Source organism: Klebsiella sp. GB_Kp056 (assembly GCF_040064755.1).
Taxonomy (GTDB): domain Bacteria; phylum Pseudomonadota; class Gammaproteobacteria; order Enterobacterales; family Enterobacteriaceae; genus Klebsiella; species Klebsiella quasipneumoniae.
The window spans coordinates 1-23,169 of record NZ_JBEAJA010000065.1 but is presented as its reverse complement, the minus strand read 5'-3'; the positions used below and the strand labels follow the sequence as shown (position 1 = coordinate 23,169).

At 58.9% G+C, this 23,169-nt stretch carries 22 protein-coding genes; 6 read left to right on the top strand and 16 right to left on the bottom strand.

Annotated elements, in window-relative coordinates; translation table 11 throughout:
* The first annotated feature begins 65 nt into the window (after nt 1–65).
* Nucleotides 66–1,130, top strand: a complete 1,065-nt coding sequence (gene ulaG / locus ABLV52_RS22665; RefSeq protein ID WP_048294047.1) for an L-ascorbate 6-phosphate lactonase — start codon at nt 66–68, stop codon at nt 1,128–1,130.
* A gap of 107 nt (nt 1,131–1,237) precedes the next feature.
* Nucleotides 1,238–1,993 carry an HTH-type transcriptional regulator UlaR gene (gene ulaR / locus ABLV52_RS22660; protein ID WP_004206453.1) on the top strand — a complete coding sequence of 252 codons (756 nt, stop codon included), beginning with the start codon at nt 1,238–1,240 and terminating at the stop codon, nt 1,991–1,993.
* On the opposite strand, the gene yjfP is transcribed toward ulaR, so the two are convergent.
* Nucleotides 1,990–2,706 (bottom strand): esterase, encoded by a 717-nt coding sequence (gene yjfP / locus ABLV52_RS22655; RefSeq protein ID WP_085551707.1) that lies wholly within the window; start codon nt 2,704–2,706, stop codon nt 1,990–1,992. The two genes, ulaR and yjfP, sit on opposite strands and share 4 nt — an antisense overlap.
* A gap of 209 nt (nt 2,707–2,915) precedes the next feature.
* On the opposite strand from yjfP, the gene bsmA reads away from it, so the two are divergent.
* Both bsmA and yjfN read left to right on the top strand, forming a co-directional pair.
* On the top strand, nt 2,916–3,224 hold the full coding sequence (gene bsmA, locus ABLV52_RS22650) for a biofilm peroxide resistance protein BsmA (protein ID WP_023291718.1): 309 nt from the start codon (nt 2,916–2,918) through the stop codon (nt 3,222–3,224).
* Nucleotides 3,225–3,361: 137 nt separating this feature from the next.
* On the top strand, nt 3,362–3,637 hold the full coding sequence (gene yjfN, locus ABLV52_RS22645; protein ID WP_004206450.1) for a DUF1471 family protease activator YjfN: 276 nt from the start codon (nt 3,362–3,364) through the stop codon (nt 3,635–3,637).
* Here yjfN and ABLV52_RS22640 read toward each other — a convergent pair.
* The 6 genes from ABLV52_RS22640 to ABLV52_RS22615 all read right to left on the bottom strand — a co-directional run bounded on the left by ABLV52_RS22640 (nt 3,628) and on the right by ABLV52_RS22615 (nt 10,850).
* Complete coding sequence (locus tag ABLV52_RS22640) at nt 3,628–5,265, bottom strand: isovaleryl-CoA dehydrogenase (protein WP_023291717.1); 1,638 nt, start codon at nt 5,263–5,265, stop codon at nt 3,628–3,630. The two genes, yjfN and ABLV52_RS22640, sit on opposite strands and share 10 nt — an antisense overlap.
* A gap of 124 nt (nt 5,266–5,389) precedes the next feature.
* Nucleotides 5,390–6,121 carry a 23S rRNA (guanosine(2251)-2'-O)-methyltransferase RlmB gene (gene rlmB, locus ABLV52_RS22635; RefSeq protein ID WP_002885669.1) on the bottom strand — a complete coding sequence of 244 codons (732 nt, stop codon included), beginning with the start codon at nt 6,119–6,121 and terminating at the stop codon, nt 5,390–5,392.
* Between the two features lie 79 nt (nt 6,122–6,200).
* A complete protein-coding gene (gene rnr / locus ABLV52_RS22630; protein WP_023291716.1) occupies nt 6,201–8,639 on the bottom strand; it encodes a ribonuclease R in 2,439 nt (812 codons plus the stop codon).
* A gap of 36 nt (nt 8,640–8,675) precedes the next feature.
* Entirely contained in the window at nt 8,676–9,101 is a 426-nt protein-coding gene (gene nsrR, locus ABLV52_RS22625) for a nitric oxide-sensing transcriptional repressor NsrR (RefSeq protein WP_002885667.1), read from the bottom strand.
* Nucleotides 9,102–9,251: 150 nt separating this feature from the next.
* Complete coding sequence (locus ABLV52_RS22620; RefSeq protein WP_012543110.1) at nt 9,252–10,550, bottom strand: adenylosuccinate synthase; 1,299 nt, start codon at nt 10,548–10,550, stop codon at nt 9,252–9,254.
* A gap of 102 nt (nt 10,551–10,652) precedes the next feature.
* A complete protein-coding gene (locus tag ABLV52_RS22615; protein ID WP_002885664.1) occupies nt 10,653–10,850 on the bottom strand; it encodes a DUF2065 domain-containing protein in 198 nt (65 codons plus the stop codon).
* Between the two features lie 223 nt (nt 10,851–11,073).
* Here ABLV52_RS22615 and ABLV52_RS22610 point away from each other — a divergent pair, with 223 nt between their 5' ends.
* Nucleotides 11,074–11,364, top strand: coding sequence for a hypothetical protein (locus tag ABLV52_RS22610; RefSeq protein ID WP_048296471.1), 291 nt, complete (start codon nt 11,074–11,076; stop codon nt 11,362–11,364).
* An 83-nt stretch (nt 11,365–11,447) separates the two neighbouring features.
* Here the strand turns inward: ABLV52_RS22610 and hflC are convergent, their stop codons facing one another.
* From hflC to nnr, 9 genes are all read right to left on the bottom strand, one after another.
* Entirely contained in the window at nt 11,448–12,452 is a 1,005-nt protein-coding gene (gene hflC, locus ABLV52_RS22605; protein ID WP_004192484.1) for a protease modulator HflC, read from the bottom strand.
* Nucleotides 12,453–12,454: 2 nt separating this feature from the next.
* Nucleotides 12,455–13,717 carry an FtsH protease activity modulator HflK gene (gene hflK / locus ABLV52_RS22600; RefSeq protein WP_004206443.1) on the bottom strand — a complete coding sequence of 421 codons (1,263 nt, stop codon included), beginning with the start codon at nt 13,715–13,717 and terminating at the stop codon, nt 12,455–12,457.
* Between the two features lie 65 nt (nt 13,718–13,782).
* The gene (hflX, locus tag ABLV52_RS22595) at nt 13,783–15,063 is read right to left on the bottom strand and encodes a ribosome rescue GTPase HflX (RefSeq protein ID WP_004146725.1); all 1,281 of its coding nucleotides are present in this window, start codon (nt 15,061–15,063) and stop codon (nt 13,783–13,785) included.
* A gap of 75 nt (nt 15,064–15,138) precedes the next feature.
* A complete protein-coding gene (gene hfq, locus ABLV52_RS22590) occupies nt 15,139–15,447 on the bottom strand; it encodes an RNA chaperone Hfq (RefSeq protein ID WP_002885659.1) in 309 nt (102 codons plus the stop codon).
* Nucleotides 15,448–15,539: 92 nt separating this feature from the next.
* Complete coding sequence (gene miaA, locus ABLV52_RS22585; RefSeq protein WP_004206442.1) at nt 15,540–16,490, bottom strand: tRNA (adenosine(37)-N6)-dimethylallyltransferase MiaA; 951 nt, start codon at nt 16,488–16,490, stop codon at nt 15,540–15,542.
* The gene (mutL, locus tag ABLV52_RS22580; RefSeq protein ID WP_086076019.1) at nt 16,483–18,342 is read right to left on the bottom strand and encodes a DNA mismatch repair endonuclease MutL; all 1,860 of its coding nucleotides are present in this window, start codon (nt 18,340–18,342) and stop codon (nt 16,483–16,485) included. Before mutL ends, miaA begins: the two co-directional genes overlap by 8 nt.
* Before the next feature lie 10 nt (nt 18,343–18,352).
* Complete coding sequence (amiB, locus tag ABLV52_RS22575) at nt 18,353–19,711, bottom strand: N-acetylmuramoyl-L-alanine amidase AmiB (RefSeq protein WP_044525185.1); 1,359 nt, start codon at nt 19,709–19,711, stop codon at nt 18,353–18,355.
* A 16-nt stretch (nt 19,712–19,727) separates the two neighbouring features.
* Nucleotides 19,728–20,189: a tRNA (adenosine(37)-N6)-threonylcarbamoyltransferase complex ATPase subunit type 1 TsaE gene (gene tsaE / locus ABLV52_RS22570; protein WP_004206439.1), complete on the bottom strand. Its 462-nt coding sequence runs from the start codon at nt 20,187–20,189 to the stop codon at nt 19,728–19,730.
* Complete coding sequence (gene nnr, locus ABLV52_RS22565) at nt 20,182–21,693, bottom strand: bifunctional ADP-dependent NAD(P)H-hydrate dehydratase/NAD(P)H-hydrate epimerase (protein ID WP_023291710.1); 1,512 nt, start codon at nt 21,691–21,693, stop codon at nt 20,182–20,184. The genes tsaE and nnr overlap by 8 nt, the downstream gene beginning before the upstream one ends.
* A 13-nt stretch (nt 21,694–21,706) precedes the next feature.
* On the opposite strand from nnr, the gene queG reads away from it, so the two are divergent.
* The gene (gene queG, locus ABLV52_RS22560) at nt 21,707–22,846 is read left to right on the top strand and encodes a tRNA epoxyqueuosine(34) reductase QueG (protein ID WP_032454627.1); all 1,140 of its coding nucleotides are present in this window, start codon (nt 21,707–21,709) and stop codon (nt 22,844–22,846) included.
* Nucleotides 22,847–23,169: the final 323 nt, after the last annotated feature.

Here is a 23,169-nt window from a genome sequence, read left to right as displayed (position 1 = left end):
GTGACAACATAAATCAAAACCAATCAAATACTGATTACTTTTGAAAATGCATAAGGAAGACCGCGATGAGTAAAGTACAGACCATCACCCGTGAATCCTGGATCCTGAACACCTTTCCGGAATGGGGCAGCTGGCTGAATGAAGAGATTGAGCAGGAGCAGGTTGCGCCCGGCACCTTCGCCATGTGGTGGCTGGGCTGTACCGGCATCTGGTTGAAATCCGAAGGCGGCGCCAACGTCTGCGTCGATTTCTGGTGCGGCACCGGCAAGCAGAGCCACGGCAATCCGCTGATGAAAACCGGCCATCAGATGCAGCGGATGGCAGGGGTGAAGAAGCTCCAGCCCAATCTGCGCACCACCCCGTTCGTGCTCGATCCGTTCGCCATTCGCCAGATTGACGCGGTCCTTGCGACCCACGATCACAACGATCATATTGACGTCAACGTCGCCGCCGCCGTCATGCAGAACTGCCCGGCCGATGTGCCATTTATCGGCCCGAAAACCTGCGTCGATATGTGGATCGGCTGGGGCGTGCCGAAAGCGCGCTGTATCGTCATGAAGCCCGGCGATGTCGTGAAAATTAAGGACATTGAGATCCACGCGCTCGATGCGTTCGACCGTACCGCGCTGATCACCCTCCCAGCGGATCAAAAAGCCGCCGGCGTGCTGCCGGACGGGATGGACCAGCGCGCGGTCAACTATCTGTTTAAAACACCGGGCGGCAACCTGTACCACAGCGGCGATTCCCACTACTCCAACTACTACGCGAAGCATGGCAACGAGCATCAGATTGACGTCGCCCTCGGCTCGTATGGCGAGAACCCGCGCGGGATCACCGACAAAATGACCAGCGCCGATATCCTGCGCATGGCAGAGTCGCTCAACGCGAAGGTGGTGATCCCGTTCCACCATGATATCTGGTCGAACTTTCAGGCCGATCCGCAGGAGATCCGCGTCCTGTGGGAGATGAAAAAAGATCGTCTGAAGTACGGCTTCAAGCCGTTTATCTGGCAGGTCGGCGGCAAATTTACCTGGCCGCTGGATAAAGACAATTTCGAATATCACTACCCGCGCGGCTTCGACGACTGCTTCACCATCGAGCCGGATCTGCCGTTCAAATCCTTCCTGTAAACCGCCTCCGGCAGGCCCTGCCTGCCGGAAATACCCCGCCTGAGGGTTAGTATTTTCACATGATTTCAAATATCATCTTTGCCGTTCACTTTTAATCGGATTCGCTCATGACGGAAGCGCAAAGGCACCAAATTCTGCTGGATCTGCTCGCCCAAACGGGGTTTGTTACCGTAGAGCAGGTGATGTCGCGGCTCGGGATCTCACCCGCAACGGCCCGACGTGATATCAACAAGCTGGATGAAAGCGGCAAACTGAAAAAGGTACGCAATGGCGCGGAAGCCATTAGCGAGCAGCGCCCCCGCTGGACGCCGATGAACATCCACCAGGCGCAGAATCTGGATGAAAAAGTGCGTATTGCGCGCGCCGCTTCGCAGCTGATCGCCCCGGGTGAGAGCATCGTCATCAACTGCGGTTCCACCGCCTTTCTGCTGGGGCGTGAACTGTGCGGCAAACCGGTGCAGATCATCACTAACTATCTGCCGCTGGCCAACTACCTGATCGACCAGGAACACGACAGCGTGATTATCATGGGCGGACAGTACAACCGCAGCCACGCCATCACCCTCAGCCCCCACGGCAGCGAAAACAGCCTCTATGCCGGGCACTGGATGTTCACCAGCGGCAAGGGGTTAACCGCCGAGGGGTTATACAAAACCGATATGTTGACCGCCATGGCCGAGCAGAAAATGCTCAGCGTGGTCGGCAAGCTGGCGGTGCTGGTCGACAGCAGCAAGATCGGCGAGCGCGCCGGGATGTTATTCAGCCAGGCCGGGCAAATTGACGTGGTGATCACCGGCAAACAGGCCGATGCCGCGATCCTCAAGCAGCTTGAGGATCAGGGCGTCAGCGTGATCCGCGTTTAAAGATGCTGCTGAAAAAAGGCGACCGTCGTGGCCAGCGCCTCCGGGGTGATGCGATGGCGGACGCCTTTCTGCCAGACGCAGGTCAGCCTGGCGGCAAGATCGCCCTGCCTGAGCGCCTGCTCAAGCCGGAAGGTCTCTGCCGGCGGCACCACGTCGTCGGCATCGCCATGCCAGAGCAGCAGCGGCCGCCGGGCGAGCGACGCCAGCTGATGACTGACATCCCACTCGCTGAGGCTGTCGCCATCAAAGCCAGGCGAGGGAAACAGGGTTTGCGACAGCGAACGAAAATAACCCGACCCCATCAGGCAGGCGACGCTGTTCAGCTCGGGATGATGCGTCATGATACCCAGGGCCGTCATTCCCCCCATCGACGCCCCCGCCACCGCCAGTCGCTCTCCTTCCAGCCAGCCTTCGGCGATAATCGCCTCGCGCAGCGCGGGAAACTCTCTGAAATTCTGCTGCAGGATCGGCCAGAAGCGCTGCATCCGCCCGGTCTCATCACCGTGATAGCGCGCGCCATGCTCCGGCGCGTCCGGCATAATCACCCGGAAACCCGCCTGGGCCAGCGCCACTGCAAAGTAGCTGTAAACCAGTTTTGACGAGGTAAAGCCATGATAAAAGACGATACAGGGCAGTGGCTTATCCAGACTCTCCTGCGGGCAGGCATGCAAAATTTCGCCACCGCCGAGGTTGCGCATTTCGAGTGCAATCATTTATCGTCTCCCTTCTCTATTGTGGTTAGGCGGCATGGGAAAATGCATTCACCAGGCAACCCCGTTTGCTACGATTCATAATGTTGAGAACCCGGTTACGCTTTCACAACATTTTCATTCGAAAATCGCGTCAGAGATAACAGTTCGGGAACATTCCCCGGAAATCCTGTTAAGGCTACCACTACACTATCACTATCAGGAAACGAGATATGGTTATGCGCAGGTTTTGTCCGTGGTTACTGGCTATCGTCCTCAGCGGGTGTAGCGCTCTGCAGGGAACGCCGGAAGCCCCGCCGCCCGCCACCGACCATCCGCAGGAGATCCAGCGCAACCAGACGGCTGGCCTGCAGAAAATGGCCACGGTGAGCGTACTGATGTACGGTTCGCCGATGGATGTCGAAGCGGCGCTGAAGGCCAAAGCAGAAGCGGCCAAAGCCGATTACTACGTCATCATCATGATCGATGACACCATGGTACCCGGCCAGTGGTATTCGCAGGCGATCCTCTATCGTCGATGACGAGACGGCGTCTTTAAATCTGCTTTACACAGCTTTGCGTCCATTCACGTTCTCCTGTGCATAATAACGTTCGGCCAGCCACCTGGCAGGACGTTAGCAACGGACTGCCCTTGGGACTACGTGAAATGGAGCTGACGATGAAACGATCTTTTACCCTATCCAGCCTGCTGTTAACCACTGCGACGGCCAACACCTCCGCGCAGTCAGCCGAATTCGCCAGCGCGGATTGCGTCACCGGCCTGAATGAAATCGGTCTGATCTCCGTCGCTAATCTTTCCGGCAGCCAACAGGATGTGGAGCACGCCATTGCCCGCAAAGCGGACGAGCAAGGCGCCTCCTGGTATCGCATTATTCAGATGTACGAGGAACAACAGCCGGACAGCTGGCGCGTGCAGGCCATCCTCTACGCCTGAGGCGCCTGGCGCCCCCGCCCCATGGCCCGCAGCAGCAGGTCGTCGAGGGTCGGCGCGTCAAGACGTATGCCGCCGCGCGTGTCGAGCATCATCCGGCACCAGGCTTCGGCCAGCGGCGGCGAAGCGAAACGCAGCATCTGCGCCCCCGCCCCCAGACGATAGACCAGCCGGGCAATCTCTCTGCCCTGCTCTTCGGCGGGTCGTTTCAGCAATTGCTGCAGCTGACGCCATGCGCGGTCGAGATGGCGGTTCTGTCCTTTCACCTCCGCACACTCCGCGGCCAGCAGCTCCATCGCCGCCGGCTGCTTGCTCAGCACCCGCATCACATCGAGGCACATAATATTGCCGGAGCCTTCCCAGATGCTGTTGACCGGCATCTCGCGATACAACCGCGGCAGCTCACTCTCCTCGCAATAGCCGATCCCTCCCAGGACTTCCATCGCCTCAGCGACGAACGGGATGCCTGCCTTGCAGATGGCAAACTTGGCCGCAGGCGTAAACAGACGCGCCCAGGCGCTTTCCCGGGCATCATCCCGACGGTCCCAGGCCCGCGCCAGACGAAACAGGAACGCGGTTTGTCCTTCAAGACGGAGCGCCATTTGCCCCAGCAGCTGGCGCATCATCGGTTGATCGACCAGATTTTTACCGAACGCCTGGCGCTGTAACGCATGATACAGCGCCACCGAGAAGGCCCGGCGCATCAGGGCATGGCTACCCAGCGCGCAGTCAAAGCGGGTCAGGCCGCCCATCCTGAGGATCTGCCGCACGCCGTCGCCCTCGTCGCCCACCAGCCAGCCGCAGGCGTCATAAAACTCCACTTCGCTACTGGCGTTGGAGCGGTTGCCGAGCTTTTCTTTTAAGCGCTCCAGCCGCACGCCGTTGCGCTGTCCGTCGGGCAGCAGGCGCGGCACAAAGAAGCACGACAGGCCCGCAGGCGCCTGGGCCAGCACCAGGTGGGCATCGCTCTGCGGCACCGAGAAGAACCATTTGTGTCCCACCAGCCGGTAAAACCCTTCCGCCGTTTTCTCCGCGCGGGTGGTATTGCTAAGCACATCGGAGCCCCCTTGCTTCTCGGTCATCCCCATGCCAATCAGCAGGCCGCGCTTCTGGCCGCCCGGCGCGAGGTGGGGATCGTAACGGTCGCTCAGCAGCGGCGACAGCCAGTCGCCAAAAGGCGCAGGCAGGGCGTGCTGCAGCAGGGGCGTCGCGGCGAAGGTCATGGTAATCGGGCACAGCGTTCCGGCCTCTACCTGGGCGTGGAGCAGAAAGCGAGCGGCGCGCGCGACAAACGCGCCTTCACGGGCCTCCTCCTGCCAGGCGAGATTATGCACCCGGTTCGCGCACAGCCCCTGCATCAGCAGGTGCCAGGCGGGGTGGAAGCGAACGTCGTCCAGTCGGGCGCCGGTGGCGTCATAGCGCAGCAGCTCCGGCGGGTTGCTGTTGGCCAGGCGTCCCAGCTCCAGCGATTCTGCGGTCCCCAGCTGCTGGCCAATGCTGGCGAGCAGATCGCCATCCCAGCCGGCGCCTTCACGGACCACCGCTTCACGCAGGGCGGTATCAGACAGGAACAGATTGCTGTTATTCAGCGGGGTCGGTTGATTAAAAACGGTGTGCGTTTGCCAGTGCATCGTGTCTCCCTCCATCAATGGCGATAACCATAAGTATGGTTATCCAGGGAGATACTCGCCCGCGAGAGCGGTCACAAAAAAGCCATCCCGGAGGATGGCTTTTCAGTTCCGTCAGCGGATCAGCTTAGCTGCGCTGGCGTACCGCCTCAAACAGGCAGATGCCAGTGGCCACCGAGACGTTCAGCGAGGAGACGCTGCCCGCCATCGGGATGCTGATCAGCTCATCACAGTGCTCGCGGGTCAGGCGGCGCATACCTTCGCCTTCCGCGCCCATCACCAGCGCCATCGGCCCGGTCATTTTGCTCTGGAACAGCGTATGGTCGGCTTCACCTGCGGTTCCGACGATCCAGACGTTCTCCTCCTGCAGCAGGCGCATGGTGCGCGCCAGGTTGGTGACGCGGATCAGCGGGACGTTCTCCGCCGCGCCGCAGGCCACTTTCTTCGCCGTCGCATTCAGCTGCGCGGAACGATCTTTCGGCACAATCACCGCGTGCACGCCGGCAGCATCGGCGCTGCGCAGGCAGGCGCCGAGGTTATGCGGATCGGTCACGCCGTCAAGGATCAACAGGAACGGCTGATCGAGCTGCGCCAGCAGATCCGGCAGATCGTTCTCCTGATACTGACGCCCCGGCTTCACACGGGCAATGATCCCCTGGTGTACCGCGCCTTCGCTCTTCTCATCGAGGAACTGGCGGTTGGCCAGCTGAATCACCACGCCCTGCGCTTCCAGCGCGTGGATCAGCGGCAGCAGGCGCTTATCCTCACGGCCTTTCAGAATATAAACTTCCTGAAAACGCTCAGGTGCGCGCTCCAGCAGTGCCTGCACCGCATGGATGCCGTAAATCATTTCACTCATTGATGTACTCGTTTTAGGTTCTGTAATCCGCCCTTCACCCCGTTCTGCGTCAGCAGACTTCAGAGTGAAGGGTGGTCAATCACTCGGCGCTCTTCTTCTTTGCCGCGCGCTTGGCTTTGGTCGCGGCGGCGATTTTCTGCGTTTTCGCCGACGGTTTTTTCGCTTTCTTCTCGCCTTTCGGCTTCGCTTTCGCCTGGTCTTTTTCTTTGCGGAACGCGCTGTCCGGCTCGAAGTTCACTTGCTTACCAACCTGACGACGACGGCCGCCCGGTTTGCCGGAGGTGCTCTTTTTCGCTTTCTCACGGGCGGTTTTGCCGACATTACGCGGCGCGCGCTCGCTGGAGATCAGGGTAAAGTCGATTTTACGCTCGTCCATGTTGACCGCTTCCACACGGACTTCCACGCGGTCGCCCAGGCGATAGGTCTGCCCGCCGGACTCGCCGATCAGACGCTGCCCCACCTGGTCGAAACGATAGTAGTCGTTATCGAGGGAGGAAACATGCACCAGGCCGTCGATAAACAGATCGTTGAGACGAACGAAGAAGCCAAAGCCGGTCACGCTGGCGATAACCCCGGAGAAGATATTGCCTACCTGATCCTGCATGAAGTCACACTTCAGCCAGTCGGAGACTTCGCGCGTCGCTTCATCGGCGCGACGTTCGGTCATCGAGCAGTGCTCGCCCAGCTGCAGCATCTCTTCCATGCTGTAGTGCCAGCCGCCGGTCTCCGTGCTATTGCCTTTATGCCCCTGCTCTTTGGCCAGCAGATATTTGATGGCGCGGTGCAGCGACAGATCCGGGTAACGACGGATCGGCGAGGTGAAGTGGGCATAGGACTGCAGCGCGAGGCCAAAGTGGCCGCGGTTTTCCGGATCGTAGACCGCCTGCTTCATCGACCGCAGGAGCATCGTCTGCAGCATTTCCGCATCCGGGCGATCGGCGATGGAGGTCAGCAGTTCGGCGTAATCGCGCGGCTCCGGCTTGTTGCCGCCCGGCAGTTCCAGACCCAGCTCCGCCAGCACGCTGCGGAACGCGGTAATCGCCTCGGTGCTCGGCTTATCGTGAATACGGAACAGCGCCGGCTCCTGCGCCTTCTCAACGAAGCGCGCAGCGGAGATGTTCGCCAGGATCATGCACTCTTCAATCAGCTTGTGCGCATCGTTACGCTGGGTCTGTTCGATACGCTCGATACGGCGCTCGGCGTTGAAGATGAATTTAGCTTCTTCACTTTCAAATGAGATACCGCCGCGCTCTTCGCGGGCGCCATCCAGCACCTTGTAGAGGTTATGCAGTTCTTCAATATGCTTCACCAGCGGCGCGTAGTGCTCACGCAGCTCCTGGTCGCCCTGCAGCATATGCCACACCTTGGTATAGGTCAGGCGAGCATGTGAACTCATCACCGCTTCATAGAATTTATAACCGGTCAGACGGCCTTTTGACGAAATCGTCATCTCGCACACCATGCACAGGCGATCGACCTGCGGGTTCAGCGAGCACAGACCGTTAGACAGCACTTCCGGCAGCATCGGCACCACCTGCGACGGGAAGTAGACCGAGGTTCCGCGGCTGCGCGCTTCAGCGTCCAGCGGCGTCCCCGGACGCACGTAGTAGCTGACGTCGGCAATGGCTACCCACAGGCGCCAGCCGCCGCCGCGTTTCTTCTCGCAGTACACCGCGTCATCGAAGTCGCGGGCATCTTCGCCGTCAATGGTGACCAGCGGCAGGGAGCGCAGATCGACGCGCCCGGCTTTCGCCTCTTCCGGCACCTGCTCTTTCAGGCCGGAAACCTGGTTTTCTACCGCCGGCGGCCAGACGTATGGAATTTCATGGGTGCGCAGCGCCATATCGACGGCCATGCCGGTACCCATGTTGTCGCCCAGCACTTCGACGATTTTCCCCACGGCTTTGGTGCGACGGGTCGGGCGCTGGGTCAGCTCGACCACCACCACGTAGCCCATCCGCGCGCCCATAATCTCTTCCGGCGGGATCAGGATATCGAAGCTCAGGCGACTGTCGTCCGGGACGACGAAACCGACGCCAGCGTCGGTAAAGTAGCGGCCAACAATCTGGCTGGTTTTCGGCACCAGGACGCGGACAATGCGCGCTTCGCGGCGGCCCTTACGGTCCGCGCCCAGCGGTTGGGCCAGCACCTGGTCGCCATGAATACAGGTTTTCATCTGCTCTGACGACAGGTAGAGATCGTCTTTGCGCCCTTCAACGCGCAGGAAACCATAGCCATCGCGGTGGCCGATAACGGTACCTTTGAGGAGATCAAGGCGCTCCGGCAGCGCATAGCACTGACGGCGGGTGAAGACCAGCTGACCGTCGCGCTCCATCGCGCGCAGGCGGCGGCGCAGCGCTTCGGTTTGCTCTTCGCCCTCGATATTTAACTCGATGGCCAGCTCATCGCGGCTGGCAGGCTTTTCCCGTTTGGTTAAATGTTCGAGGATAAATTCCCGGCTCGGGATTGGGTTCGCGTACTTCTCAGCTTCGCGTTCCTGGAATGGATCTTGTGACATATCGGTTCCTCCGTTGTCATCTCCGGCAGAGTGGCGTCACTCCACCAGCAATAATTTATAAAGCGGTTGATTCTTCTCAACCAAATCAGCCAGCGTATAGTTATCCAGTTCCTTGAGAAAACTCTGCGCGGCTTCAGCTAGCGCCTGTTTCAAACGACAGGCTGGTGTAATGTGGCAAAACTCGCTGCTGCAGTTGACCAGCGATAAGGGTTCAAGGTCGCGCACCACGTCACCGACGCGGATCTGTCCTGCTGGTTTGCCGAGGCGAATGCCCCCGTTCTTCCCCCGCACGGCAGTTACGTAGCCCATGCGACTTAACTGATTGATTATTTTAACCATATGATTACGGGAGACGCCATAGACCTCGGTCACTTCCGAGATACTGGTCATCCGTCCTTCCGGCAGCGACGCCATATAAATCAGCGCCCGTAGTCCGTAATCGGTGAAACTCGTTAACTGCACATAAACCTCAGGGAAAAGAAAACAGGGTATGTCGAGCGACATCATTATTATTGATGATAAACCAGCCAGCGCTCAGGCCGCTAATTTATTTAAAATGGGGCGGGCGAACAGCAAAAACAAGGGCGCCCGAACGGCGCCCCTTGCGAGTGATTATGCGTCGAACGGGTCGCGCAGAATCATGGTCTCGGTACGGTCTGGACCGGTAGAGATGATATCAACCGGAACGCCGGTCAGCTCTTCAATACGCTGGATGTAGTTCAGCGCTGCCTGCGGCAGGCCGCTGCGCTCTTTCACGCCGAAGGTGGTTTCAGACCAGCCCGGCATGGTTTCGTAGATAGGCTCGATACCTTCCCAGTTGTCGGCTGCCAGCGGAGTGGTGGTCACTTCGCGGCCATCCGGCATACGGTAGCCAACGCAGATTTTCACTTCTTTCAGGCCGTCGAGGACGTCCAGTTTAGTCAGGCAGAAGCCGGACAGGGAGTTAATCTGCACCGCGCGACGAACCGCGACGGCGTCCAGCCAGCCGGTACGACGACGACGACCGGTGGTGGCGCCGAATTCGTTACCCTGCTTGCAGAGGAACTCGCCGGTTTCATCAAACAGTTCGGTCGGGAACGGACCCGCGCCTACGCGAGTCGAGTAAGCTTTGATGATACCCAGAACGTAATCCACATAACGCGGGCCCAGGCCGGAGCCGGTCGCCACGCCACCGGCAGTGGTGTTGGAAGAGGTTACGTACGGATAAGTACCATGGTCGATATCCAGCAGCGTGCCCTGCGCGCCTTCGAACATCACGAAGTCGCCGCGTTTACGCGCCTGATCCAGCAGGTCGGAAACGTCCACCACCATGCCGGTCAGGATGTCGGCAATCGCCATTACATCGTCCAGCACTTTCTGGTAGTCAACGGCTTCTGCTTTGTAGAAGTTCACCAGCTGGAAGTTGTGATATTCCATCACTTCTTTCAGTTTATCGGCGAAGGTTGCTTTATCGAACAGATCGCCAACGCGCAGACCGCGACGAGCGACTTTATCTTCGTAAGCCGGGCCGATGCCGCGACCGGTGGTGCCGATCGCCTTCGCGCCGCGCGCTTTTTCACGCGCCACGTCCAGCGCCACGTGATAGTCAAGGATAAGCGGGCAGGCTTCAGAGAGCAGCAGACGCTCGCGAACCGGGATACCACGGTCTTCCAGGCCCTTCATCTCTTTCATCAGCGCAGCCGGAGACAGCACGACGCCGTTACCGATGATGCTGGTGACGTTTTCACGCAGAATGCCTGATGGAATAAGATGGAGAACGGTTTTTTCACCGTTGATTACGAGAGTATGGCCGGCGTTGTGACCACCCTGGTAGCGCACAACATATTTAGCCCGTTCTGTCAGGAGATCGACGATCTTCCCTTTACCTTCGTCACCCCATTGGGTGCCCAGTACGACGACGTTGTTACCCATTTTTCAAAATCACCGTTTGCTTAAAAATGGATTCTACCATCGCTTTTTCAGAGTTACAGCACTTTTTGCATCCAAAATAAGGCAAATCCGACCACTTTTTGATCAGCCAATCGATTTCCTCAACATGTAGTAGATCACAATCCCGGCAACCACAAGTCCGCCGCCAAAGCGCCGCAATAAATTATCCGGGAGCTGGCTCAGGCTGGCGACCATCTTGCGCCAGGCGCGCGGATAAAGTAGCGGGCCAAGCCCTTCGAGTACTAAAACCAGCGCCAGCGCCAGCCAAATGGTGGAGTTCATCGTCAACCCTAATTGAAAAGTATCATCGCCGCCTTCGCAGGCGTCATCGGCCAGCACAGTGAATTCATTCACTCATTTCACATTGTCCCGTATTTCAGCTTCATTATGAACCAGCAAAGTGAAACATAATTCACAACCAATTGTATTGATGGATATTTTTTAAACTGTAACTATGCCGTCGCGTACTACAACCCGGTACGTCTACATAATCAGGAAGATTATCATGAGAGAATTAACCGCATTTGAAATCGAAAATGTGAGCGGCGCAGGTTGGTTACAGGATGGCCTGGCCTCCTTAGGTAGCAAGGTCGGCGCCGCCGTATGGACGATGGGCACCGATGCCCTGAGCATCAACCTGCCGCTGATTGGCACCATTAATCTGGCCGATCTGGCGCCGGACCTGGGCAAAACCCTGGGCGAAAGCGTTGGCTCATCTATCGGCGGCACCATCGAGAGTACGCTGGCGAGCCTGCCGGTGATCGGCGGCCTGCTGAACAAGCTGCTCGGCAACTAATTCACGCCGTCGTAGCATAAAAAAAGGCGCCTGTCTCAGGCGCCTTTTTGCATTAACCACTGTAGGTTACTGTCATCTTCGACTTATTTACGCACCGAATCCGGTGAACGCATATAGCGGAAGAAATCGCTATCCGGGCTCAGGACCATGACATCCTGATTGCTCTGGAAGCTCTTCTCATAGGCGCGCAGGCTACGAATAAAGGAATAGAAGCCCGGATCCTGGCTGAACGCGTCGGCAAACAGTTTTGCCGATTCCGCATCGCCTTCACCACGCAGGATACGGCCCTGGCGCTCGGCTTCCGCCAGCGTCTTGGTGACTTCATAGTCCGCGGTCGCGCGCAGTTTTTCCGCCTCTTCCTGACCCTGTGAACGGTGGCGACGAGCAACCGCTTCACGCTCCGCGCGCATACGGTTGTAGATCGCTTCCGACACTTCCGCCGGCAGGTTGATCTGCTTGATACGCACGTCGACGACTTCAATACCCAGCGCCGCCATACTGTTCGGGTTGATCACCTGCACTTTGCCGTTGGTTTCAGCTTCCACGCGCTCTGCCGCTTTGGCAATCGCGTCGTCAGCTGCCGGCGTGCTAACCTCGTCTTCCGTACCGGCCGACCCTGAGTTCAGCGCATCACGCACTTCCAGCGTCAGACGGCCACGGGAGTCGGTGACGATGTCTTTCACATCCAGACGGCCGATTTCAGAACGCAGACGGTCCGAGAATTTACGCTTCAGCAGCACCTCTGCCTGGGAGACGTCGCCGCCGCCGGTGGCCAGGTAGTAACGGCTGAAGTCGCTGATGCGCCATTTAATATAGGAGTCGACGATCAGGTCTTTCTTCTCTTTGGTGACAAAACGGTCAGCCTGGTTATCCATGGTCTGAATACGCGCATCCAGCATTTTCACCGATTCGATAAACGGGATCTTGAAGTGCAGGCCTGGCGCGTATACCAGCGGCTTGTTTTCGTCGTCGCGCAGAACTTTACCGAAACGCAGCGTGATACCGCGCTCGCCCTCCTTCACGACAAAGACTGACATGTAGAGCACTACCAGCACGATGACAATGATCGCGATAACAGATTTACGCATCGTTATTCCCCCTGACGCTGGTAGTCGTTACGCTGCGCGTTAGCGCGGCGTTGGTCCATAATGCTACCCCCGGTTGAGCTCGAGGTTGATGAGGTGCTGGCGCTGCCAGTGCTGGATGCAGGCGGCAGACGCAGCAGATCGCTGGCGTCACTGCTATCGCTCTTTGCTGCCGGCGCAGCGGCGCCTTTCAGCATCTGGTCCAGCGGCAGAACCATCAGATTGCCGTTTTTGCTGTCATTAACCAGCACTTTACGGGTGTGGCTCAGCACTTTTTCCATCGTTTCGATGTACAGACGCTCGCGGGTAATCTCCGGCGCGGCTTTGTATTCCGGCAGGATCTTAGCAAAGCGAGCCACTTCACCCTGGGCTTCCAGGACGGTCTGGGTCTTATAGGCGCGTGCCTCTTCGAGGATACGCTGCGCCTGACCATTCGCGCGCGGCTGGACTTCGTTGGTGTAAGCCTCCGCTTCACGAATGTACTGCTGTTCGTTCTCACGCGCGGCAATGGCATCGTCAAACGCGGCTTTCACCTCTTCCGGCGGACGTGCCGTCTGGAAGTTGACGTCCAGCAGAGTGATGCCCATGTTGTACGGGCGAATCGTCTCTTCCAGCTCACGCTGAGTATCGCTACGGATCACGGTACGACCTTCGGTCAGAATGCGATCCATGGTGTATTTACCGATCACCCCGCGCAGCGCGCTGTCGGTGGCCTGACGCAGGCTGTCGTCCGCGCTGGTGACGCTAAACAGATAGCGCTCCGGATCGGTGACGCGGTACTGCACGTTCATCTCAACGCGCACCACGTTTTCGTCAGAGGTCAACATGACGCCGGACGCCGCCAGTTCACGTACCGACTCCACGTTTACTGCCTGCACGTTATCGATAAAGGTCGGCTTCCAGTTCAGGCCCGGCTCAACCAGATGGCTGAACTTACCAAAACGGGTGACCACGCCGCGTTCGGCTTCTTTAATAGTATAGAAACCGCTGGCCGCCCAGATAATCACTGCCGCCGCGGCAACGATGCCGACAATACGCCCGCCCATCGGTCCGCGAGGTCCCTGCGCGCTATTACCGCCGCCCAGTCCGCCCTTGCCGCCGCCGAGCCCGCCAAGTTTTTTACTTAACTTGCGGAAGATATCATCCAGATCCGGCGGCCCCTGCTCGCGACCGCCTTTGTTGCCATTTCCCTCAGAGTTGCCGCCAGGTTTGCTGCTCCCCCACGGGTCGCGGTCCTGTCCGTTATTACCGGGCTGATTCCACGCCATGTATATGCTCCATATTTGTTTTTGATATCCCCACAGGGGTCAATATCTTCAGGCAAGCTGCAAGGTCAAACCACATAGTCAACAAGCGTTGGCTCTTGCTTACAGAGGCGCCGCCAGTCAACGATCGGCATGCGCACCTGCAGACTCACGCTGCCGTCATCCTCCATCCACTCTTTTTCTATCGCCTGAAGCTGATAGAAACGGCTTCTCAGTCGCCCTTCTTTCGGCGGTAAGCGCAGCGTATGCTGGGCCACTTCACCGGAAAGGCGCTCCGTTAACGCCTGAAAAAGCAGTGGTACGCCAACCCCGGTCTGAGCGGAAAGCCAGACCCGAATCGGTTTATTTTCATCGTCGCGATCGATGCGCGGTTCAAAATCGTCCAGCATGTCGATTTTGTTCATCACCAGCAGCGCCGGGATCTCATCGGCCTCAATTTCAGCGAGAACCGTATTTACCGCATCAATGTTTTCCTGCACGCGGACATCCGCCGCGTCAATCACATGCAGCAGCAGCGTCGCCTGACGCGTTTCCTGCAACGTCGCTTTAAACGCGGCCACCAGATCGTGCGGCAGGTGGCGAATAAAGCCGACGGTATCGGCCAGCACCGTTTCGCCGACGTCAGGGACGTCAATGCGGCGCAGCGTCGGGTCCAGAGTGGCGAACAGCTGGTTCGCGGCATAGACCTCGGCGGCGGTGATCTGGTTAAAGAGCGTTGATTTTCCTGCGTTGGTGTAGCCCACCAGCGACACGGTTGGAATATCGGCTTTCGCGCGCGACCGCCGCCCCTGCTCACGCTGTTTTTCGACTTTTTCCAGCCGCGACAGGATCTGCATGATGCGGTTACGCAATAAACGACGGTCAGTTTCGAGCTGGGTTTCACCCGGGCCACGCAAACCGATCCCGCCCTTTTGTCTTTCAAGGTGGGTCCAGCCGCGGACAAGGCGGGTCGCCATATGGCGCAGCTGCGCCAGCTCGACCTGCAGTTTCCCTTCATGGGTGCGCGCGCGCTGAGCGAAAATATCTAAAATAAGACCGGTACGATCGATAACCCGGCATTCGCACAGGCGTTCCAGGTTGCGTTCTTGCGCCGGACTCAGGGCATGATCGAAGAGCACGACCGAAGCGCCGGTCGCTTTAACGGCTTCCGCAATTTCGACTGCCTTACCTTCACCAACAAAGTACTTCGGGTGCGGTGCTTTACGGCTACCGGTAATCACCTGCATTGCTTCGACACCGGCGGAAGAGGCCAGAGTTTCAAACTCCTGGAGGTCTTCCATATCTTTGTCTTGCGAAAAATAGATGTGTACCAGTACCGCCTGCTCACCGGCGTCATAACGGTCAAACAAGCGTAAACCCCTTATAAAATACCAGCGGGGAACGCAGAAAACCTGGCTCCCCGGCGTGGAAAAACAGCACTAGCCTTATTCGGCGTCGTCGCTGTCTTGTTGTGGCGCAGAAGAGCCCTGCGCGCTACCACCGTGGTGATAGTTACTGGAACCGCCGCCAGCATTGTTGCTGTGGTGAGACACCGGGCGAGACGGGACAACAGTAGAAATTGCGTGCTTATAGACCATCTGGCTGACCGTGTTCTTCAACAGGATCACGAACTGATCGAAAGACTCAATTTGCCCTTGCAGCTTGATACCATTCACCAAATAAATAGAAACCGGAACGCGTTCCCGACGCAAAGCGTTCAGGAACGGATCTTGTAAAGATTGCCCCTTAGCCATTCTCTCTTTTCCTTATATGTATGCTTGTTTTGTACTCAGAACCTTACGATTCTCAAAAAAAATTACGCACGATACCGTTTAATTGTACACGTTCAGTTCTGGCTCGCACCAACAACCTGTAATACTTTGTTGAGCGCTTGTTCAGGTTGTTCACTGTCTAACCAGTGCACACCTTCCCAACCGCGCAGCCAGGTGACCTGACGTTTGGCTAACTGTCTCGTGGCGCAAACACCTCGATAAACCATCTCATCATATGGGATCTCGCCATTGAGATATGACCACATCTGGCGGTATCCGACACAACGGATGGAAGGCATATCCGTATGCAAATCTCCGCGGGCAAAAAGCGCCCGTACTTCTGCTTCAAAACCTGAAGCTAACATCTGATGAAAACGCTGTTCTATGCGTTGATGGAGCAGTTCACGGCTCGCCGGGGCGATGGCGAACTGATGCACCTGATATGGCAGAGCGTCTCCTGACGTTTGCGTCAGTTCCGTTAAAGTTTTACCCGAAATGAAAAAAACTTCCAGTGCCCGGGAAAGCCTTTGCGGATCATTTGGATGAATACGCGCAGCCGCCACGGGATCGATCTCCTGTAACTGCTGATGTAACGCGTTCCACCCCTGCTCTGCGGCCTGTTGCTCAATCCGCGCTCTGACCTCTGGGTCAGCGGACGGTAAGGGCGACAATCCTTCCAGCAACGCTTTGAAATACAACATCGTCCCGCCGACTAACAGCGGAATTCGCCCGGCGGCGACAATTTCCGCCATCGCCGCCAGCGCATCGCGGCGAAAATCCGCCGCGGAATAGGCCTCTGCAGGATCCAAAATATCCAGCAGCCGGTGCGGCGCGGCGCTCAGCTCTGCGGCATCCGGTTTGGCGGTGCCAATATCCATTCCCCGATAAATGAGGGCGGAATCAACACTAATCAACTCTACTGGCAAAACTTTACGTAAGGCTATCGCCAGCGCGGTTTTGCCGGAGGCCGTCGGGCCCATTAAAAAAATTGCCTTGGGCAGGCTCGCCTCGGTTACATCATTCATCTTTCAGGGCATTCATCGCCGAATGGAGATCTACAGGTTGTAACAGGCCACCCGGCGGCGTTCTCACCAGCTGCGGGCAAAGACGCTCAACGTCCGCCAGCAGCGCAATCGCCTGCGCCATATTCCATGACGTCTGTTCGCTCGTCAGATTACGCGCCATCCATTGGGCGATATTGCCGACGTCGAATGCGTTTTGCTGCGCCAGGTAGCCTATCAGTTCAGGAATCAAGATTTGTAAATTTTGTTGTCTTAAGGGTAAAGGGACCGCGCGCACCGTCACGTGCAGGGCATCGGTATGCATATCGATCCCCAGCTGCGTCAGCGCAGGCTGCGCGGCGGCCAGCGCCTGTTTTTCCCCTTCCGTCACTTTTAACCGCAAGGGGATCAGCAGCGGCTGGGCACAGACGGCCTCTGCTCCCGGGGTCAACTGCGCCTGACGCAGCCAGCGCTCGGCAACGGTCAACGACAGCAGCGCCAGGCCGCCCTCGCGCTCCAGCAGCGCGCAGTCGCGGCTCACAATCGTCAGCACTCTGCCAAAGCTCTGGCTGTGACCGGCCAGTTCCGCCGTGCCCGGAGTCTGTAACGCGGGCTTTGGCGCCGTTGGCGTGTCGAGCAACTGACGATAAAGCGCCCCTTGCTGCTTCTGGTAACCCGGCTGCGCGTGCGGCCAGCTCGCGCCGCCCGGCCTGCCGCTGGAGGCCGCAGGCTCACGCGATGGCGTGATGCTGAAACGGGTTGCCGGTTCACGCGCTTCCGACGGCCGCGCAAACTGGTTGCCGCCCGCCGCGATCCGGTTCTCCGGCATCGCACGGGGCGCCGGCGGGTCGTCTTTTTCCGCCAGCGGCGCGTCAAGTTGCTGCTGCAGCACGCTCAGTACGCCCTGGTAGATAAAGTCATGCACCAGGCGCGACTGATGGAAACGCACCTCATGCTTGGCCGGGTGGACGTTCACATCCACCTGATGGGGATCGATCTCCAGATACAGCACAAACGCCGGCTGCTGATCGGCCCCCAGTTTGTCTTCACAGGCCTGGCGGATAGCGTGGTTGATCAGCCGGTCGCGCATCATCCGCCCGTTAACGTAGCAATACTGAATTTCCGCCAGCGCAGGGGTGGTATGCAGCGGATCGGCGACCCAGCCGCGCAGGGTCAGATCGCCATGCTGCCACTCAATCGCCAGGGCATGTTCAAGAAAGGCGGCGCCACAGATGGTTCCCAGCCGCCGCTCCCGTTGGCCATCCTGAGCGACTGCCCGATACTGGCGCATCACCTTGCCGTTATGGCTGAGGTTGATGGTGACGTCGAAGCGCGCCAGCGCAATGCGGCGGACCACCTCGTCAATGTGGCCGAACTCAGTCTTTTCGGTACGCATAAATTTGCGCCGCGCCGGGGTATTGTAGAACAGATCGAGGACTTCCAGGGTGGTGCCGACCGGGTGCGCCGCCGGCTTCACCGTCACCGCCTGATCGCGGCCTTCGGCATACGCCTGCCAGGCTTCCTGCTGTTCCGCCGTGCGCGAGGTGAGCGTCAGACGCGCCACCGAGCTAATACTGGCCAGCGCTTCGCCGCGAAAGCCGAGGCTGATAATGGCTTCGAGATCGTCGAGCGAGGCGATTTTGCTGGTCGCGTGGCGAGCCAGGGCCAGCGCCAGCTCGTCTTTTTTGATGCCGCAGCCGTTATCGCGAATGCGAATGAGCTTCGCGCCGCCGCGTTCGATATCAATATCAATTCGCGTGGCGCCCGCATCAAGGCTGTTTTCAACCAGCTCTTTCACCACCGACGCGGGCCGTTCCACCACTTCGCCGGCGGCAATCTGGTTGGCGAGCTGCGGCGGCAGAACCTGAATCGGCATCCCCTGCTCCTTAGTTAATCAACATCCCGCCTGGCGCTGCGGCGCTGGCGGTCTGCGCCGCCTCGCCGCGAGGCGCAGACTGCAGCGGATGCTGCATAAAGTAGTTGCGCAGACCGTTGTAAATCGCCTCCGCAATCTGCTCCTGGTAATCATCGCTCCCCAGCAGCCGTTCTTCCCCGTTGTTACTGATAAAGCCTGTTTCCACGAGGATCGACGGAATGTCCGGCGAGCGCAGTACGCCGAGGCTGGCATGCTCAGGACGGCGCTTATGCAGATTGCCAATCCGCTGCAGCTGGCTGAGCACGTTAGTCGCCACATCGTAGCCGACGCGCTGGGAGTGACCGAACTGCAGATCCAGCACCGCCTGGCTCAGGTAGGGATCGGCCTGGCTGTTCGCCAGCACATCGCCCGCGCCGCCGAGCAGTTCAGACTGCTTCTCATGCTGCTCCAGCCAGCCGGCCATTTCACTGTTGGCGCGACGGTTCGAGAGCACCCATACCGAGGCGCCGGTGGCATCGCGGTTTGGCGCGGCGTCGGCATGGATTGAGACGAGGAAGTTGGCGTTTTGCTTACGCGCCACATCCGAGCGCCCCATTACCGAAATAAAGTAATCCCCGTCACGGGTCAGCACCGGTTTAAACTGCGGATCGGCGTTCAGCAGCGCCCGCAGCTTGCGCGCGATAGCGATAGTCACGTTCTTCTCTTTGGTGCCATTCGGGCCAATCGCGCCAGGATCCTGACCGCCGTGCCCGGCGTCGATGGCGATAATCACCTTATCCTGCGCCGACACCGTGCGGGCCGCCGGACGGGTCACGGTCTGATTGTTGGTCATCGCCGGCTGAGAGGGGGTCATCACCGTCTGCCGATCGTGGCCCGACGAGCTAAACGGATTGCGTCCCGCCGTCGCCGTCCGGGAAGGCATTACCGGCGGCGGGTCGGCCCGTTTCACCACCACAGGAGGCGGCGGCGGTGGCGGTGGCGGCGCGTCGGCGTTGATGGTAAAGACCACCGTGTAATTCGCCCCGTTCTGCTGCTTCACCGCCCGGGTTTTGCCATCTTCCGTCAGATCCACCAGCAGACGCAGCGTCTGCGTATCCTGCGGCGTACCGGCGCGAATACTCTTCACCAGGTTGCTGCCGCTAAACTTCAGCGGCAGTCCCTGCAATACGCCGGTCTGCTTGATATCCAGCGCCACCAGTCGTTTGCCCTGCGGGGTAAAGGAATACTCCGGTTCACCGACAAAGCTAAGAGTTATACGGGCCTGCTGGTCTCCGTTGGAGACCTGGATATCGGATAAACTCGCCGCAGTGGCGTGAAGACTCGACAGCATCAGCGCAGCGGCAAGCCAGGTGGTTATGCGATACTTCATCCCGTCATCCTTCAGGCTAAATGGCTAAACGCGCCAGTAAAGACTCACCCCGTGAGGAGATCGCGGTAATGCGCGCCTCACGCCCTTGTGCCTGGTAATCAAGGTGAATTTCAACGTCCGGGTCAGGCAGGACACCTGCGCCTTGCTGCGGCCATTCCACCAGGCAGATGGCATCGTCGGCAAAATAATCGCGGATCCCCATAAATTCCAGCTCCTCAGGATCCGCCAGGCGGTAGAGATCGAAGTGATACACCATCAGTTTGTCGAGGGTGTACGGCTCCACCAGGGTATAGGTTGGGCTTTTGACATTGCCGCGGTGACCGAGCGCCTGTAAAAAGCCGCGGCTAAAGGTGGTTTTCCCCGCGCCTAAGTCACCATACAGGTAAATCACGGTGGCGCCGGTACAGGCCTGCGCAATACGGTCGCCCAGGGCCAGCGTGGCCTGCTCATCGGGTAAAGGAATCACTCGGTTAATCATGGTCTACGTCAATCACATCCGGGTTAACAACACGCCTGAGCGTGGAAAAGAGATCGGTCGCCAGCATGCCGCGGGTGCCCTCGCGGGCGGCCAGTCGGTCGGCGGCATCGCCATGCGCGACGCACCCGGCACAGGCAGCATCATACGGCGTCAGGTGCTGTCCTAACAATGCGGCGATAATGCCAGTGAGCACATCGCCCATTCCGCCGCTGGCCATCCCGGCATTGCCGGCGTCGATAATGCCCATCGCCCCGCTTTCACTGGCCACCACCGTGCCCGCGCCTTTTAGCACGACCACGCCGCCATACCGTTTTACCAGACGCTGCGCAGAAAGTAAGCGATCGCTTTCAATTTCTGCCACGCTGACGTTCAGCAGACGGGCCGCTTCGCCGGGGTGCGGCGTCAGCACGCGATTGTGACGTTTATCGGGATTGAATGCCAGCAGGTTCAGCGCGTCTGCGTCCCAGACCATCGGTTTGTTAACACTTTCCACCATGCGCAGGGCGCTGCGTCCCCACTCGTTCTGCCCCAGTCCCGGGCCAATCGCCACCACATCCGCCCATTCCAGCGCGGCTTTCAGGGTCTGCGGCGTCAGTTCATCCACCATTAATTCCGGCCGGGCGGTGACAATGGGCGCCACATTCTCAGGGTGAGTGAGCACTCGCACCAGCCCTGCGCCAGCGCGTAAAGCCGCTTCACCGCACATGCGAATCGCGCCTGCCGTGCCGCGATCGCCGCCGACGATCGCCAGCTTGCCGTGATCGCCCTTATGGGAGGTAGCCCGGCGCGGCGGCAGCCAGTCGGCAAGGTGGGCGGCGCAAAATCGCGTCAGGGGGGTACTTTGTCCGGCGAGCCAGCGCTCAAGCCCCAGCGCATGATGGTGGAGCTGCCCGACGACATCCCGCGCCTTGCCGGTCAGCAGCCCCGGCTTGAGCGCAATAAACGTCAGCGTATGGTCGGCCTGAATGACCGCCCCCGGCGTCGCGCCGGTCTGCGCATTCAGGCCGGAAGGGATATCCAGAGCCACCACCGGCGCAGGATGGTGGTTCGCCTGGTGGATGAGCGCCGCGATGGATTCGCGCGGCGCACTGCGCAACCCGGTGCCGAGCAGGCCGTCAATAATCAGTGAGATATCGTCTGGCCAGGGGACAGTGTCCGCATGGATCACGCCGCCGGCGTTAAGCCATGCCTCCCGCGCCGCCTGCGCCTCTTCCGGCAGCGGGTTGTCACTCTCCACCGCCAGCAGCGTCACCCGCCGCCCGGCGGCCTGGGCCAGACGCGCGACGACATATCCGTCGCCGCCGTTGTTGCCATGCCCGCAGAGGATCAGCCAGTGCGCGCTGTCAGGAAAAGCGCGGCTGGCCAGCTGGAACGCCGCCTCGCCCGCGCGCTGCATCAGTTCAAACAGCGTCAGTCCCAGGCTGTCCGCCGCCTCTCGTTCGGCCAGGCGCAGCGCCTCCGCAGGCCAAATGTTGTATGGTATACTGTCAGGGTTTTTCGTCATTGTATGGTCCATCATGTCACAGCCCCTCGATCTCGTTCAGTTAGCGCAACAAATCAAACAATGGGGCACAGAGCTCGGGTTCCAGCAGGTCGGTATCGCCGATACCGACCTTAGCGCCAGTGAACCCAAACTGCAGGCATGGCTGGATAAACAATACCACGGCGAAATGGAGTGGATGGCCCGTCACGGTATGATGCGCGCCCGCCCCCACGAACTGCTGCCCGGTACGTTACGCGTCATCAGCGTGCGGATGAACTATCTGCCCGCCAACGCCGCCTTTGCCCGCACCCTGAAAGATCCCGCGCTGGGTTACGTCAGCCGTTATGCCCTTGGGCGTGATTATCATAAGCTGCTACGTAATCGCCTGAAAAAACTGGGTGAGAAGATTCAGGAACAGTGTGCTTCGCTCAATTTTAGACCTTTTGTCGATTCCGCGCCTATCCTGGAGCGGCCCATCGCAGAAAAAGCGGGCCTTGGATGGACAGGTAAGCACTCACTTATCTTAAGCCGCGACGCCGGCTCCTTCTTTTTCCTCGGCGAACTGCTGATTGACCTGCCCCTGCCGGTCGACAGCCCGGTCGCGGAGGAGTGTGGACGCTGCGTCGCCTGCATGACCATCTGCCCCACCGGGGCCATCGTCGAGCCCTATACCGTCGACGCCCGCCGCTGCATCTCCTATCTCACCATCGAACTGGAAGGCGCGATCCCGGAGGAATTCCGTCCGCTCATCGGCAACCGGATCTATGGCTGTGACGACTGCCAGCTCATCTGCCCGTGGAACCGTTTCTCACAGCTCACCGATGAAGAGGATTTCAGTCCGCGCCAGGCGCTGCATGCCCCGCCGCTGGTGGAGCTGTTCGCCTGGAGCGAAGCGTGGTTTCTGAAGGTGACCGAAGGGTCGGCGATTCGTCGCATTGGTCACCTGCGCTGGCTGCGTAATATCGCCGTCGCGCTGGGTAATGCGCCCTGGGATGAAGCCCATCTTCGCGCGCTGGAGAGTCGCCTGGGCGAGCACCCGCTTCTCGACGAACACATTGAGTGGGCGATGGCCCAGCAGCTGAAAAAACGGAGCGCCGACGCCGTTGAAGTACAGCTGCCGAAAAAATTACGTCTGGTCAGGGTGGTAGAGAAAGGGCTGCCGCGCGACGCCTGATTCATTCACAGGCTGTGAATAAAATCTAAAACACATTGCGTTTCAAGGCGCAGACCGAGGTCAAGTGATCGGATTAACATTTCGAAATGAAATTTAATTGTTAAATTTCAATTAGATATAAAGATATTATTTACAAAGCGAAGCATTTACGCCGTCAGAGACGAAACGACAACCTGTGGATAACTCTGTTCACAGTATTTCTGCAGACCAAACGAAAATCATCCCCGGCGCTGGATCGCACTGTGGATAAATAAGAGATGGAAGAAAATTTGGAGCGGGAAACGAGACTCGAACTCGCGACCCCGACCTTGGCAAGGTCGTGC

Coding starts and splice junctions, on each gene's coding strand:
- ABLV52_RS22610 (WP_048296471.1), top strand. CDS start 11,074: ATGAGAGAATTAACCGCATTTGAAATCGAAAATGTGAGCGGCGCAGGT.
- rnr (WP_023291716.1), bottom strand. CDS start 8,639: ATGTCACAAGATCCATTCCAGGAACGCGAAGCTGAGAAGTACGCGAAC.
- ABLV52_RS22640 (WP_023291717.1), bottom strand. CDS start 5,265: ATGCACTGGCAAACGCACACCGTTTTTAATCAACCGACCCCGCTGAAT.
- hflK (WP_004206443.1), bottom strand. CDS start 13,717: ATGGCGTGGAATCAGCCCGGTAATAACGGACAGGACCGCGACCCGTGG.
- bsmA (WP_023291718.1), top strand. CDS start 2,916: ATGGTTATGCGCAGGTTTTGTCCGTGGTTACTGGCTATCGTCCTCAGC.
- yjfP (WP_085551707.1), bottom strand. CDS start 2,706: ATGATTGCACTCGAAATGCGCAACCTCGGCGGTGGCGAAATTTTGCAT.
- miaA (WP_004206442.1), bottom strand. CDS start 16,490: ATGAATGATGTAACCGAGGCGAGCCTGCCCAAGGCAATTTTTTTAATG.
- tsaE (WP_004206439.1), bottom strand. CDS start 20,189: ATGATTAACCGAGTGATTCCTTTACCCGATGAGCAGGCCACGCTGGCC.
- queG (WP_032454627.1), top strand. CDS start 21,707: ATGTCACAGCCCCTCGATCTCGTTCAGTTAGCGCAACAAATCAAACAA.
- yjfN (WP_004206450.1), top strand. CDS start 3,362: ATGAAACGATCTTTTACCCTATCCAGCCTGCTGTTAACCACTGCGACG.
- hfq (WP_002885659.1), bottom strand. CDS start 15,447: ATGGCTAAGGGGCAATCTTTACAAGATCCGTTCCTGAACGCTTTGCGT.
- nnr (WP_023291710.1), bottom strand. CDS start 21,693: ATGACGAAAAACCCTGACAGTATACCATACAACATTTGGCCTGCGGAG.
- ABLV52_RS22615 (WP_002885664.1), bottom strand. CDS start 10,850: ATGAACTCCACCATTTGGCTGGCGCTGGCGCTGGTTTTAGTACTCGAA.
- ulaR (WP_004206453.1), top strand. CDS start 1,238: ATGACGGAAGCGCAAAGGCACCAAATTCTGCTGGATCTGCTCGCCCAA.
- hflC (WP_004192484.1), bottom strand. CDS start 12,452: ATGCGTAAATCTGTTATCGCGATCATTGTCATCGTGCTGGTAGTGCTC.
- amiB (WP_044525185.1), bottom strand. CDS start 19,711: ATGAAGTATCGCATAACCACCTGGCTTGCCGCTGCGCTGATGCTGTCG.
- ulaG (WP_048294047.1), top strand. CDS start 66: ATGAGTAAAGTACAGACCATCACCCGTGAATCCTGGATCCTGAACACC.
- mutL (WP_086076019.1), bottom strand. CDS start 18,342: ATGCCGATTCAGGTTCTGCCGCCGCAGCTCGCCAACCAGATTGCCGCC.
- ABLV52_RS22620 (WP_012543110.1), bottom strand. CDS start 10,550: ATGGGTAACAACGTCGTCGTACTGGGCACCCAATGGGGTGACGAAGGT.
- rlmB (WP_002885669.1), bottom strand. CDS start 6,121: ATGAGTGAAATGATTTACGGCATCCATGCGGTGCAGGCACTGCTGGAG.